Source organism: Mesorhizobium sp. M1338 (assembly GCF_040318045.1).
Classification (GTDB): Bacteria; Pseudomonadota; Alphaproteobacteria; order Rhizobiales; family Rhizobiaceae; genus Mesorhizobium.
Window position 1 is genome coordinate 1 of the sequence record NZ_JAMYLL010000001.1, and the last position, 12,132, is coordinate 12,132.

12 protein-coding genes and 1 pseudogene are annotated in these 12,132 nt (G+C 64.0%); 1 reads left to right on the top strand and 12 read right to left on the bottom strand.

Annotated elements, in window-relative coordinates:
• Positions 1–270 precede the first annotated feature (270 nt).
• From phnE (NKH19_RS00005) to phnG, 11 genes and pseudogenes are all read right to left on the bottom strand, one after another.
• Entirely contained in the window at positions 271–1,638 is a 1,368-nt protein-coding gene (phnE, locus tag NKH19_RS00005; RefSeq protein ID WP_352870043.1) for a phosphonate ABC transporter, permease protein PhnE, read from the bottom strand.
• Positions 1,639–2,595, bottom strand: a complete 957-nt coding sequence (gene phnE / locus NKH19_RS00010) for a phosphonate ABC transporter, permease protein PhnE (RefSeq protein WP_352870042.1) — start codon at positions 2,593–2,595, stop codon at positions 1,639–1,641.
• A gap of 58 nt (positions 2,596–2,653) precedes the next feature.
• Positions 2,654–3,562, bottom strand: a complete 909-nt coding sequence (gene phnD, locus NKH19_RS00015) for a phosphonate ABC transporter substrate-binding protein (protein WP_352870041.1) — start codon at positions 3,560–3,562, stop codon at positions 2,654–2,656.
• A 172-nt stretch (positions 3,563–3,734) separates the two neighbouring features.
• Positions 3,735–4,592 carry a phosphonate ABC transporter ATP-binding protein gene (gene phnC / locus NKH19_RS00020; RefSeq protein ID WP_352870039.1) on the bottom strand — a complete coding sequence of 286 codons (858 nt, stop codon included), beginning with the start codon at positions 4,590–4,592 and terminating at the stop codon, positions 3,735–3,737.
• Between the two features lie 275 nt (positions 4,593–4,867).
• A pseudogene (locus tag NKH19_RS00025) lies at positions 4,868–5,485 on the bottom strand (DapH/DapD/GlmU-related protein).
• Entirely contained in the window at positions 5,482–6,189 is a 708-nt protein-coding gene (gene phnL / locus NKH19_RS00030; protein ID WP_352870037.1) for a phosphonate C-P lyase system protein PhnL, read from the bottom strand. The pseudogene NKH19_RS00025 and the gene phnL overlap by 4 nt, the downstream one beginning before the upstream one ends.
• A gap of 3 nt (positions 6,190–6,192) precedes the next feature.
• Entirely contained in the window at positions 6,193–6,966 is a 774-nt protein-coding gene (gene phnK / locus NKH19_RS00035; RefSeq protein ID WP_352981541.1) for a phosphonate C-P lyase system protein PhnK, read from the bottom strand.
• Positions 6,963–7,874 carry an alpha-D-ribose 1-methylphosphonate 5-phosphate C-P-lyase PhnJ gene (locus NKH19_RS00040; RefSeq protein WP_352870034.1) on the bottom strand — a complete coding sequence of 304 codons (912 nt, stop codon included), beginning with the start codon at positions 7,872–7,874 and terminating at the stop codon, positions 6,963–6,965. Before NKH19_RS00040 ends, phnK begins: the two co-directional genes overlap by 4 nt.
• A complete protein-coding gene (locus tag NKH19_RS00045) occupies positions 7,871–8,983 on the bottom strand; it encodes a carbon-phosphorus lyase complex subunit (protein ID WP_352870032.1) in 1,113 nt (370 codons plus the stop codon). Before NKH19_RS00045 ends, NKH19_RS00040 begins: the two co-directional genes overlap by 4 nt.
• A 1-nt stretch (position 8,984) precedes the next feature.
• Positions 8,985–9,596 carry a phosphonate C-P lyase system protein PhnH gene (gene phnH / locus NKH19_RS00050; RefSeq protein WP_352870030.1) on the bottom strand — a complete coding sequence of 204 codons (612 nt, stop codon included), beginning with the start codon at positions 9,594–9,596 and terminating at the stop codon, positions 8,985–8,987.
• Positions 9,596–10,057, bottom strand: a complete 462-nt coding sequence (gene phnG / locus NKH19_RS00055) for a phosphonate C-P lyase system protein PhnG (RefSeq protein WP_352870028.1) — start codon at positions 10,055–10,057, stop codon at positions 9,596–9,598. Before phnG ends, phnH begins: the two co-directional genes overlap by 1 nt.
• A 120-nt stretch (positions 10,058–10,177) precedes the next feature.
• Between phnG and phnF the strand changes: the two genes are divergently transcribed.
• A complete protein-coding gene (phnF, locus tag NKH19_RS00060; RefSeq protein ID WP_352870047.1) occupies positions 10,178–10,927 on the top strand; it encodes a phosphonate metabolism transcriptional regulator PhnF in 750 nt (249 codons plus the stop codon).
• Between the two features lie 155 nt (positions 10,928–11,082).
• On the opposite strand, the gene NKH19_RS00065 is transcribed toward phnF, so the two are convergent.
• Positions 11,083–12,102: a zinc-binding alcohol dehydrogenase family protein gene (locus NKH19_RS00065; RefSeq protein ID WP_352870026.1), complete on the bottom strand. Its 1,020-nt coding sequence runs from the start codon at positions 12,100–12,102 to the stop codon at positions 11,083–11,085.
• Between the last annotated feature and the right edge of the window lie 30 nt (positions 12,103–12,132).

Sequence of the window (12,132 nt, forward strand, 5' to 3'; positions counted from 1 at the left end):
ACGCCATCGACAAGCCGCCGCCGGTCAATCCGAGCCGACCAAGAGACCGATCCTCCCTCAATCAGATGGCCTTCATATATGAATAGATTTCCCCGGACAGCCCTGCCCGCAAGGGGGGAGATTGGCAGTTCCGCTGTCGGCGCCTTCCTTCCAACGCTGGAGACTAGCGAAGGCCGACGGACATCTGATCTCCCCCCTTGCGGGGGAGATGTCCGGCAGGACAGAGGGGGGTGCTGTCCCGCCGACTTCTCATGAGACGGCAGCCGCTGATCACCCCTGCTCGGCCTGGATCCTGTTGTAGTCGTGGATGGTCTGGCTCAGCCGGCGGCGCAGGAAATTGGAAATGTTGTCGAAGACGAACACTACGACCAGGGTCAGCAGCACCATGTAGAAGACGTTGGCCCAGTTGGAGTTGGTGCGCATCGCTTCCCATAGCTTCAGGCCGATGCCGCCGGCTCCGACGGCGCCGATGATGGTCGCGCCGCGGGTGTTGGATTCCCACTGGTAGAGCGTCTGGCTGATGAACACCGGCACCACTTCCGGCAGCACGCCGTAGCGCTGCACCAGAAGGCCGTTGGCGCCGGTCGAGATGATGCCCTCGCGCGGCTTGTCGTCGATGTTCTCCAGCGCCTCGGAATAGGTTTTGCCGAGCGTGCCGATCTCGGTGAAGAAGATAGCCGCACTGCCCGCCAGTGGTCCCGGCCCGAAGGCACGGGTGAAGAACAGCGCCCAGATCAGCATGTCGATGGAACGCATGAAGTCGAAGAAGCGCTTGAGCACCTGGTTGACCAGCCGGCTGGGTGTGATGTTGCGGGCGGCGAAGAAGGCGAGCGGGAAGGCGACGATGCCGCCAAGCAAGGTGCCGAGAAAGGCCATGACGATGGTCTGCACGAGCTTGGTCCAGACATCGCCATGCTGCCACTGGGCGTTGTTCCAGATGTTGTCGCCGGCCAGCGCCAGGTTGGAGATGCCGGGTTTGAGTTCGGGCCCTGAGACGATCAGCGAAGCGACTTCGCCTGGCGACTTGCCGAAAAAGGGCGATCGCGTGTCGAAGATGAAATTCGGCCAGCCGAGAAAGCGCTTGCGTACCCTGACGCGATCAACGGCGACGCGGGCCTCGCCGGCAAAGCCCATGTCGGCGACGACCTCGTCCTCATGCGCCGTGATCCAGCCGGGAACCGGTCCGGAGATCAGCGGCTTGCCGGTGCCTAGCCCGACCGCAACGGTCTCACCGTTGGCAATTATCGTCGCTTGAGTCTTGTTGAAGGTGATCGACTTGGTGGTGCCGTCGATCAGGATCGTCACCGAACCATTCGGATTGGTCTTGACCCAGTCCGGATTTGGATTCGGGCCGAGCACCGAGAAGCGTGGGTATTTGGCGGTGATCTGCGGCTCATCGAGGCGGAAGATCGGCTGCACGTCGTAGCTGATCCACTGGGTCAGGAACAACGGCAGGCGCTCCCAGTGCGATTCCCGCATCACCTGCGGCAGATTGAAGAACCACAGTGCGTAGAGAAGGTAGAAAAAGATCCCGCCGAGCAACAGCAGCGGCCCGAAGCGTTTCTGGAACGGCCGCTTGAACACCTGCGGAAAGCGCTCCTCGATCGACTGGATTTCATCGGCGGTCATCGTCGTCATTCAGGGACTCACAGCAAAAGCCTGCTCGCCGATTAGCTTGCGGCGCAACCAGGCGGAGAACTGGTCGACGATGAAGATCGTCGTGAACAGGAGCAGCACCAGGGCTATCGTCTTGGCGCCGAAGCCGCGCGATATCGACAGCTTCAGTTCCTCACCGATGCCGCCGCCGCCGACCGCGCCCATGATGGTGGAAATGCGGACGTTTATCTCAACACGCAGCAGCGTGTAGGACATGAAGTTGGGCAGCACCTGCGGCAGGCCGGCAAAGCGCACCCGCTCGAACCAGTTGGCGCCGACCGCCCTCAAGCCTTCCTCGGCGCGCATGTCGATGTTCTCGTTGATCTCGTAGAACAGCTTGCCCAGGGCGCCGATCGAATGCAGGCCGATGGCGATGATGGCGGCGATCGGTCCGATCGACACGATGGCCGCGAACAGGCCGGCGATGACGATCTCGGGAAAGGCGCGCAGCAATTCCATGAAGCGCTTGACGATCAGCCGCAGCACCGGATGCGGCGTCAGGTTGCGCGCCGCGATGAAGGAAAACGGCACGGCAAAGATGAAGCCGATGAAGGTCGAGACCAGCGCCACGTTGAGCGTGGTCAGCATCAATTCGAAATATTCGGGGATGTAGAAGCTGCCCCAGACATAGGCGCGGCCAAGCGGAAAGTTGAATTCCTGGGTGCCGGTGTCATGCGGAGAAGCGATGTCGAACATCGCCCGCCAGACATCGTTCCAGTCCTTGGGGACGAGCCAGCTCAGGAAATCCAGCAAATGCGGCAGCCGGTCGAAGAAATGCCCGGCATTGGCCTCGTCGGCGAACCACATGGTGCCGCCGAGCGCGACAATGAGCAAGCCGACACCGATGGCGGTGTAGAGCCGGCGCAAGGACGTCTGGCGACGCCAGGCGTCGGCCATCTGGTGAGTGGTGCCGGAAGGGGCTGTCACGGAAAGGGTCATGATCGGACATGCAAGAAGGGCGGCGTTTTCTCGAGGCCGCCTTTCCTGATTTTTGCCGTTAGCCGCCGATGGCTGCCTTACGAGCTTCGACGATGACGTTGTAGAAGTCTGCCTTCACTGGGACGTAGCCGGTAAAATCGCCGCCTTCGACGCCTTCGAAGCAAGCCTTGTCCTTCTTGGGCAACTGCGTGAAGAAGTCGGCGAGCTTGGCGGTCATGTCGTCGCCGAGCGCGGTGCGCACGACCAGCGGGCCGTTCGGGATCAGGCCCGAGCGCCAGACTTCGACGAAGTCGTTGGGGTCGACGGCGCCCTTGGCGACTTCCTTGTGGAAGGTGCCGGAGGTGTAGCCGTCCTTGAAGTCGCCGATGCCGGAGGAATCATCCACCGCCACGTCGACCTTGCCGTCGCGCACGGCTAGCACGTTGTTCTCGTGACCGCCGTTGAACTGGGTCGAGGCGAAGAAGGTTTCGTTCGAAGCGCCGGTGTCCTTCGGGATCTGGGTCAGCGGGATCAGATAGCCGGAGGTCGAATCCGGATCGGCGTAGCCGAGCTTCTTGCCCTTGGCCGACTTGATGTCGGTGATGCCGGAGGATTTCAGCGCCAGGCCGATCGAATAGTAGCCGGTGGCGCCGTCGGTCTGCTGGGTGGTGAGGATCGGGGTGACCGCCTTCGGATCCTTGAGAACTACGCTGGCGTAGCCGGAAGCGCCGAGTTCGGCGAAGTCGAGCGTGCCGCCGAGCAGGCCCTGGATGACGCCGTCATAGTCGGCGGCGGGGAACAGCGAGACCTTTTCGAAGCCGAATTCGGTCTTCAAATGGTCGGCGAGGCACTGGTAGTTGCGCAGCCGGTCGGTTTCGTTTTCGCCGCCGAGAATGCCGACGCGAAATTCCTTCATATCGGCCGCGTGGGCCATGCTGGTCGCCATGGCGAGCACCGAAACGGCGCCAAAAACCATCTTCCTGAACATCTGATATCTCTCCTGTAGGTTCCGGCCCCGCGCCGGCAGCGTTCTTGAGTTTGACTCTGCCCTTGACGTGGGCTGGCGATCCCGACCGCTCTCTTGTTTGTCCATGATCTCCGGACAAAACGGGTTCCCGTTTGTCCGAGAAAACCGGATTCCACTTTTCGGGATCATGGACTCAATATCCCGGAAATGCGGGTTCGAGCGGTCCGGCGGATGCGGCGATCTTTCGGCTGAAGGCAACGCTGGTCGAGGTGATGGCCTCTGAGATTTCCTGGCCATTGCTGTCGGCGCCATAGACGAGGCGCACGGCCTCGCGGTTGAGCTCTTCCGGTGGGCCGTCGAAGACGACCTTGCCGGCGGCCATGCCGATGATGCGGTTGCAGTAGGTGCGGGCGGTATCCAGCGTATGCAGATTGGTGACGACGGTGATGCCTTCGCGCAAATTGATGTCCTGCAGCGAATCCATCACCACCTTGGCGTTGAGAGGATCGAGCGAGGCGATCGGCTCGTCGGCGAGGATAACCCTGGGCTGCTGCATCATGGCCCGGGCGATGGCGACGCGCTGCTGCTGCCCGCCCGACAAGGTGCCGGCGGGCTGCAGCGCGGTGCGGGCGATGTCGAGCCGCTCGAGTGCCGCGACCGCCTCGGCGCATTCGGCGCGGGAGAACATGCCGAACAGGTTGGTGATGGTCGAACGGTGGTTCAGCTTGCCGAGCAGCACATTGGTCAGCACGTCGAGGCGTGGTACCAGGTTGAACTGCTGGAAGATCATGGCGCAGTCGCGCTGCCAGCGCCGCAGCGGCGAGCCGCGCAACTGGGAGACCTCGGCGCCGTCAAAAAAAATCGACCCCTGGCTGGGATCGATGAGACGGTTGATCATGCGAAGAAGGGTTGATTTGCCGGCGCCCGAACGGCCGATAATGCCAACCATCTGACCCTGCGGGATCGCGATGTTGATGTCGTTGACGGCAGTGTTCTTGCCAAATCGTCGGGTGACACCGCGGATTTCGAGCGTGGCAGAAATTGCTGGCATGGGCAGGTTCCAGTCCGGATCATATTGATCGTCAGGCTCTCGCCTAACGCAGCCACATGAACCTGCCGTGTCGCGGTGATGTCAGTTTTGTTACGCTCCACAGGTGTGGAGTTACGGTCGGCCCAGGACCAGCAGTCCCTCGAGGCGCTTCATGTCCCTGAAGTTGCAGAAGGCCGGAGCCTTGCTTTCGATCACGGGAGCCTGCTGCTCGAAGAGCTTGAGAGAGTCATCGAACAGGTCCTCCCATGCGGCTGCCATGACGATGATGTGAAGAACTATCCTTCGTATTTTTCCAAAAACGCCTCGGCGGACAATTCCCGAAAATCCTCTAGGCAGGCACGTAGCCTGGCATGGTCCCAGTCCCACCAGGCAAGCGCCTGGTAGCGTTCGGCCGTGCGGCGGTCGAAGCGCTCTCGGATCGGCTTGGCCGGCACGCCTGCGACGATGGTGTAGGGGGCGACATCCTTCGAGACGACGGCGCCGGCGCCGACCGCGGCGCCATCGCCGACGGTGACGCCGGGCAAGATGGTCGAGCCATGGCCGAGCCAGGTGTCATGGCCGATGGTGACGCGCCTGGAGCGGCGCTGGGCGAAGAACTCGCTCTCGTGCTCGGCGTCGTCCTAATAATCCGAGGCGCGATATGTGAAATGGTGTAGCGTCGGCCGCCAGGTCGGGTGGTTGGTGGCGTTGATGCGTACGCTTGCCGCGATGTTGGAAAACTTGCCGATCGTGGCGCACCAGACGGCGCAGTCCTGCATCATGTAGGAATAGTCGCCGAGTTCGCTCTCAGAAACCCGGCTGCGGTCGGCGATCTCGGTCCAGCGGCCGAGGGTCGAGTTCTGCACGTCCGCCGTCGGGTGGACCAGCGGCGCTTCCGAGAGCTTCTTGGTCATGCGGCGATTTTTCCGGGAGCGAAAGCGGTGACGTCGATGATGCGGTCGGCAACCGCCTCGCGCACGTCGTGGTCATGGAAGATGCCGAGCAGGGCGACACCCGCCGCCTTCTTGGCGGCGATGAGTTCGATCACCACGTCGCGGTTCCTGGCATCGAGCGAAGCGGTCGGTTCGTCGAGCAGCAGGATCGGGTGCTCGGTGATGAAGCCGCGTGCGATGTTGACGCGCTGCTGCTCGCCGCCGGAGAAGGTCGCAGGCGGCAATGCCCAGAGTTTCTCCGGCAGGTTGAGCTGCGCCAGCAAAGCGCGTGCCTTGCCGCGGGCAATCTCGCGGTCCTCGCCACGCTCGACCAGCGGTTCGGCGACGACATCGAGCGCCGAGACCCGCGGCACGGTGCGCAGGAACTGACTGACATAGCCGATCGTTTGCCGGCGTATGGCAAGCACGGTGCGCGGGCTGGCGGTGGCAAGGTCGATCAGCCCGTCATCATGGCTGACGATGATCTGGCCTTCGTCAACGGCATAGTTGCCGTAGAGCATCTTCAGGATCGAGCTCTTGCCGGCGCCGGACGGGCCGCCGAGCACGGTGCATTCGCCGGCCCTGATCGAGAACGAGACACCGGCGACGACGGGCAGTTTGATGCCGTCGCGCAGATGCATGGTGAAGCTCTTGGCGACGTCTGAGACAACAAGCGGCGTTGGCATGATTTACACCTGCAAGATCGAGGAAACGAGCAACTGGGTGTAGGGCGCGCGCGGATCGTCGAGCACGCGGTCGGTGAGACCGCTTTCGACGACGCGGCCGTCCTTCATCACCATCATGCGCTGCGACAAGAGCCGTGCCACGGCGAGGTCGTGGGTGACGACGATGGCCGCCAGACCAAGATCGGTGACCAGACCGCGCAACAAATCGAGCAGGCGTGCCTGCACCGAGACGTCGAGGCCGCCTGTCGGCTCATCCATGAACACCAGCCGTGGCCCGGTAACGAGGTTGCGGGCGATCTGCAGGCGCTGGCGCATGCCACCGGAAAAGGCGCGCGGCTCGTCGTCGATGCGGTCCTCGTCGATCTCGACGCGCGACAGCCAGTCGACGGCGGTGGCCCGGATCTTGCCGTAGTGGCGGTCGCCGACAGCCATCAGCCGCTCGCCGACATTGGCGCCCGCCGACACCGTGCGCAGGCCGTCGGCGGGGTTCTGGTGGACGAAACCCCAGTCGGTGCGCATCAGGAAGCGGCGCTCGGCCTCGCTCATGCGGTAGAGCTCGCGGAACTGGCCACCACGCATGCGATAGCTGGCGGTGCCGGAGCTCGGCAGCAGCCGTGTCGACAGGCAGTTGAGCAATGTCGTCTTGCCGGAGCCGGACTCGCCGACGACAGCCAGGACTTCGCCCGGCCACAGATCGAAGGAGACGTTGTCGCAGCCGACACGCGAGCCGTAGAATTTGGAGAGCGCCGAGACGCGCAGCAGCGGTTCGTCGGTCATTGCGCCGGCTCCATATTCCCTGGGGCAAGATGGGTTTCAGGGGCAAGATGGCCGCGATGGCCGTCCGCCCGCCGCTTCTCACAGTGATCGGTATCGGAGCAGACGAACATGTGGCCGCCGTGATCGTCGAGGATGACCTCGTCGAGATAGACATTCTCGGCCGCGCACAGCGCGCAGGGCTGGTCGAAGGTCTGCACTTCGAACGGATGATCCTCGAAGTCGAGGCTGACCACAGCGGTGAAGGGCGGCACCGCATAGATGCGCTTTTCGCGGCCGGCGCCGAACAGCTGCAGTGCCGGCGAGCGGTGCATCTTGGGATTGTCGAATTTCGGCGTCGGCGACGGGTCCATCACGTAGCGGCCCTCGACCTTGACCGGGTAGGCATAGGTGGTGGCGATACGGCCGTGCTTTGCGATGTCCTCGTAGAGCTTGACATGCATCAGGCCATATTCCTCCAGCGCATGCATCTTGCGCGTTTCGGTCTCGCGCGGTTCGAGGAAGCGCAGGGGTTCGGGGATCGGCACCTGGTAGACAAGCACCTGGCCCGCGGTGAGCGGATGTTCCGGGATGCGGTGGCGGGTCTGGATGATGGTCGCCTTCGCCGTCTCGGTCGTCACCGCGACATTGGCGACCTTCTTGAAGAAGGCACGGATCGACACCGCATTGGTGGTGTCGTCGGCGCCCTGGTCGATGACCTTCAGCACATCGTCGGGGCCGATGATCGAGGCGGTGACCTGGACACCGCCGGTGCCCCAGCCATAGGGCATCGGCATTTCGCGCGAGGCGAACGGCACCTGATATCCGGGAATGGCAATGCCCTTGAGGATCGCCCGGCGGATCATCCTTTTGGTCTGTTCGTCGAGATAGGCGAAGTTGTAGGTGGCGATGTCTGTCGGTTGAGCGGTCATTCCGCGGCCTCCCGCTTCTCTTCGACCTTCGCCGGGTTTTCGCGGGCGTCGTATTCGGCGCGCATGCGGCGCACGAGGTCGAGCTCGGCCTGGAAGTCGACATAGTGCGGCAGCTTCAGATGTTCGACGAAGCCGGTCGCCTGGACGTTGTCGGAATGCGAGATGACGAACTCCTCGTCCTGGGCGGCCGCGACGACATCCTCGCCGAGTTCTGTCGCACGAAGAGCGCGGTCGCACAGCGCCATCGCCATCGCCTTGCGCTCGCTCTGGCCAAAGACGAGGCCGTAGCCGCGGGTGAATTGCGGCGGCGCCTTGGCCGACCCCTTGAACTGGTTGACCATCTGGCATTCGGTAACGCGGACAATGCCGAGCGGCACCGCGAAGGGCAGTTCGGGCACGTCGAGCTCCAGCTCGACCTCGCCGATGCGGATCTCGCCGACAAAGGGATGGTTGCGGGCATAGCCGCGCTGGGTGGAATAGCCGAGCGCCAGAAGGAATCCCTCATCGCCGCGCGACAGCGCCTGCAGGCGGATGTCGCGGGCCATCGGGAATTCCAGCGGCTCGCGGGTGATGTCGCCGGGGACGTGATCCTGCGGCATCTCTCCATCCGGCTCGATCAGGCCCTCGCGGGCGAGGATCGCCGAGACGCGCGGCATGGCTTGCGCTTCCGTCTCGCGCTGCAGCGGTTCGGCGACGTCACCTCCGGTGGCAAGCTCGGGATCGAGCAGCCGGTGGGTATAGTCGAAGGTCGGGCCGAGCAGCTGGCCGCCGGGCAGGTCCTTGTAGGTCGCCGACACGCGCCGCTCGACCAGCATGTTGGCGGTGTCGATCGCCTTGGAGTAGCCAAAGCGCGGCAGCGTGGTGCGATAGGCGCGCACCAGGAAGATCGCTTCGATCATGTCGCCGCGCGCCTGGACGATGGCGAGTGCCGCCAGTTCGCGGTCATAGAGCGAGCCTTCGCTCATCACCCGGTCGACGCCGAGCGCCAGTTGCTCGACGATCTGGTCGAGGCGAAGGGCCGGCACCGAACGGTCGCCACGGCGGCGGTCGGCAAGCAGGCTGTGGGCGTTGGCGATTGCGGCCTCGCCGCCTTTTACCGCGACATACATATTACGCCTCCATCGTCTTGATGCGTGTGGTGCGCGGCAGGCAGGCAATGCCGTCCGATGTGGCGAGGATGATGTCGACGCCGCGCGGAAAGCGCTTGATATTCTGCTTCCACTGTTCGACGAAATGGCGCGGCATCTGTGCCGGCGCGATCGTGGCGCTGGTTTCGATGCCGGGCCCTTCGAGCAACAGCGGCGTGCCGGAGACGAGATCGCTGATCTGCAGGATCAGCGTGGCCGAGCGGTCGGGATAGTCCTGGGTGCCTTGCGAAAAGCCGTCGAGCGCCATCATCTCGGCTGGCGTTGCAACAAACGCGAAATGCGCATCGGCCGGTGTGTTGGCCAGCGGCGCGCCGGTGTGGAAACCGAGCCAGGATTTGATGGCAGTGGAAGCCTGCAAAGCCGGATCGAGCCAGAGCGGGGTGTCGTTGTCGCAAAGCGCTAGCGCGATGGCGCCGGCGGTTGCCGATAGCGGCGCCGGCGGGCGGGCTAAGACCGGCAGCGGCTGCACGCTGCCCGGCCGCGCCATTGCGTCCATGACGGCGCGGAACACGGTCTGTGCGTTGAAGACCGGATCGGCGAAACCGCCGTCTATCGATTGCGCTGCGATGTCCATCAGTCTTCTCCGCGAACCATGGTGAAGAAATCCACCTTCGTTGCCGCCGTCTCGGCGCGGCGTTTTTCATGGGCGGTGGTCAGGGCCGACCTGAGAGGGGCAATCAGCCTGGTTTCGACCTCGTTGCGGCGGGCCGGGTCCTGCCACAATGCGTCGGCGATGGCCGCAAGCCTTGTCTTCTGCTTGTCGCGGCCAAGCGCATAGCAATGGCCGACCTGCCCGGACGGCAGCCGGACGGTGGCGCGGGTGACGGTCGCCTCGCCGACATTGAAGGGCGCGCCGCCACCGCCGATGCGGCCGCGCACGGTGACCAGGCCGGTTTCGGGGCCGCGCAGCAGTTCTGCTTCCGAAGGCAGTCCGGCCTCGTTCCAGAGCCGCACGATGTCATCGCCGCTGGATTGCGCCAGTGTTGCCATGGCGGCCTTACGCTCGGCCTGGTCGCGGGCTTCCTGTCCTCGCATGAGCAATAGTCCTTGTGGCTAAATTTGTCTATTGATATAGACAACTATACAAATTATACCCATTATCTAGCGCGAGTCCATGACGGGTGGATGACAGGGCTAAAAGACTGGGGGCAATCAATGGTCGGGCGGCTGGCAGCGGACAGCATCGAGCGACGCAGCGGCGTTTCGCTGTGGCGGCAGATCGCCGACAAGATCCTACAGGCGATCGCCATCGGCGATTTCGCCGAAAACGCAGCGCTGCCGCCGGAGGTGGCACTGGCCGAGCGCTATGGCGTCAACCGCCACACGGTGCGCAGCGCCATATCAGCCCTTGTGCAGGAAGGGGTGCTGCGGGCCGAGCAGGGGCGTGGCACCTTCGTGCGGTCGCGCAAGCGGCTGTCCTATCCGATCGGCGCGCGCACACGCTTTTCGACAGGCCTGCAAGGGCAGACGTCGGAACGGCACATCGTCCTGCTTGCCTCCTCGGTCGAGCCGGCCAGCCAGCGCGTTGCCGAGGGGCTGGGGCTCGCCAAGGGGGCCGACGTGATCCGCCTGGAAACGCGCGGCGAAGCCGATGGGCGGCCGGTGTCGCGCGCTGCCGGCTGGTTCGATGCCAGGCGCTTTGCCGGCATCGATGCCGCCATGGCCGAGACCGGTTCGATCACCGCGTCGCTGGCCCGTTTCGGCATCGACGATTATCTCAGGCAATCGACCGTGCTGTCGGCGCGCCATGCCGATGCGGCGGACCTTGCCGACCTCGACCTGCAGCCGGGCGCCATCGTGCTGGTCACGGTCGCTGTCAATGTCACGCCGGACGGCCAGCCGATCCAGTTTTCCGAGTCGCGCTTCCCGGCCGAGCGCATCGAACTCAAATTGTCAGCTCTGTAGGGAGTGCCGACCTTATACGAGACTGTGATTTATCTGACTCACGCTGATATCAGGCCAGTTCGGTCGCGCTCACCTGTCAGCGTCGGCGCATTTGAGAACCGGCTTCGATCTGCGCGGGGCGTCGTCAATTCGGACCGGGTTCACCGCCTGCCATGTTATGACCCCACCTCGATCACGGCCTTGATCAGGCCGGATTTCTCGTGCGCCCAGCGGGCGAGATCGTGCGGCGTGCCGGCCAGCGTGGTGCGGTGGGTGACGAGCTTGGCCAGCGGCACGGCGCCGTTGCGGATCGAGGCGGCGACGTGATCGAAGTCGGCGCGCAACGCGTTGCGGCTGCCGATGAGCGTCATCTCGCGTTTGTGGAATTCCGGATCGGAAAAGCTGATGTCGTCCTTGACGACGCTGACCAGCACCAATGTTCCGCCATGCGCGACATGGGCGAAGGCCGACTGCACGGACTGGGTGTTGCCGGTGGCATCGAAGACCACATCGAAACCTTCGCCTGATGTCGCCTCCTTGACCAGATCGGGCACCGCGCCGCGCGAGCCGTCGAGGGTCTGGAAGCCAAGCTCGTTCGCGGCGAAGGCGAGCCTTTCGCTGCTCATGTCGAGCAGCGTCGCATCGAGACCGGCGATGCGGGCGAAGATGGCGGTGCCGAGCCCAATCGGGCCGGCGCCGATGACCAGCGTGCGTGCGCCGGAATCGGCGCGTGCACGCCGCACGGCATGCGCGCCGATGGCCAGGAACTCGACGGCGGCGGCGTCCGCCAGCGACAGGCCATTGGTGGGATAGAGATTTTGCGCCGGCACCAGGATGCGTTCGCACATGGCGCCGTCGCGATGCACGCCGAGCACCTCGATCCTGACGCAGCAATTCGGCTTGCCGTGCCGGCAGGCGATGCACTTGCCGCAGGAAAGATAGGGGTTGATGACGACCGGTTCGCCAACGGCAAGATCGACACCTTCACCGGTCTCGACGATTGTTCCCGCCACTTCATGGCCCATGATGCGGGGATAGGCGAGGAACGGGTGCTTGCCCTCGAAGATATGGTAGTCGGTGCCGCAGATGCCGACATGGCTGACGGCCACCAGTGCCCAGCCGGCAGGTGGCGCGCCGGGCGCTGGACGGTCTTCCAGGACAAGGTCACCGGGCGAGCGGCAGACGACGGCTTTCATGCGCAATTCCAGTCTGTAGTGAAATCGCCG

Coding starts and splice junctions, on each gene's coding strand:
- phnE (WP_352870043.1), bottom strand. CDS start 1,638: ATGACGACGATGACCGCCGATGAAATCCAGTCGATCGAGGAGCGCTTT.
- phnE (WP_352870042.1), bottom strand. CDS start 2,595: ATGACCCTTTCCGTGACAGCCCCTTCCGGCACCACTCACCAGATGGCC.
- phnD (WP_352870041.1), bottom strand. CDS start 3,562: ATGTTCAGGAAGATGGTTTTTGGCGCCGTTTCGGTGCTCGCCATGGCG.
- phnC (WP_352870039.1), bottom strand. CDS start 4,592: ATGCCAGCAATTTCTGCCACGCTCGAAATCCGCGGTGTCACCCGACGA.
- phnL (WP_352870037.1), bottom strand. CDS start 6,189: ATGCCAACGCCGCTTGTTGTCTCAGACGTCGCCAAGAGCTTCACCATG.
- phnK (WP_352981541.1), bottom strand. CDS start 6,966: ATGACCGACGAACCGCTGCTGCGCGTCTCGGCGCTCTCCAAATTCTAC.
- NKH19_RS00040 (WP_352870034.1), bottom strand. CDS start 7,874: ATGACCGCTCAACCGACAGACATCGCCACCTACAACTTCGCCTATCTC.
- NKH19_RS00045 (WP_352870032.1), bottom strand. CDS start 8,983: ATGTATGTCGCGGTAAAAGGCGGCGAGGCCGCAATCGCCAACGCCCAC.
- phnH (WP_352870030.1), bottom strand. CDS start 9,596: ATGGACATCGCAGCGCAATCGATAGACGGCGGTTTCGCCGATCCGGTC.
- phnG (WP_352870028.1), bottom strand. CDS start 10,057: ATGCGAGGACAGGAAGCCCGCGACCAGGCCGAGCGTAAGGCCGCCATG.
- phnF (WP_352870047.1), top strand. CDS start 10,178: ATGGTCGGGCGGCTGGCAGCGGACAGCATCGAGCGACGCAGCGGCGTT.
- NKH19_RS00065 (WP_352870026.1), bottom strand. CDS start 12,102: ATGAAAGCCGTCGTCTGCCGCTCGCCCGGTGACCTTGTCCTGGAAGAC.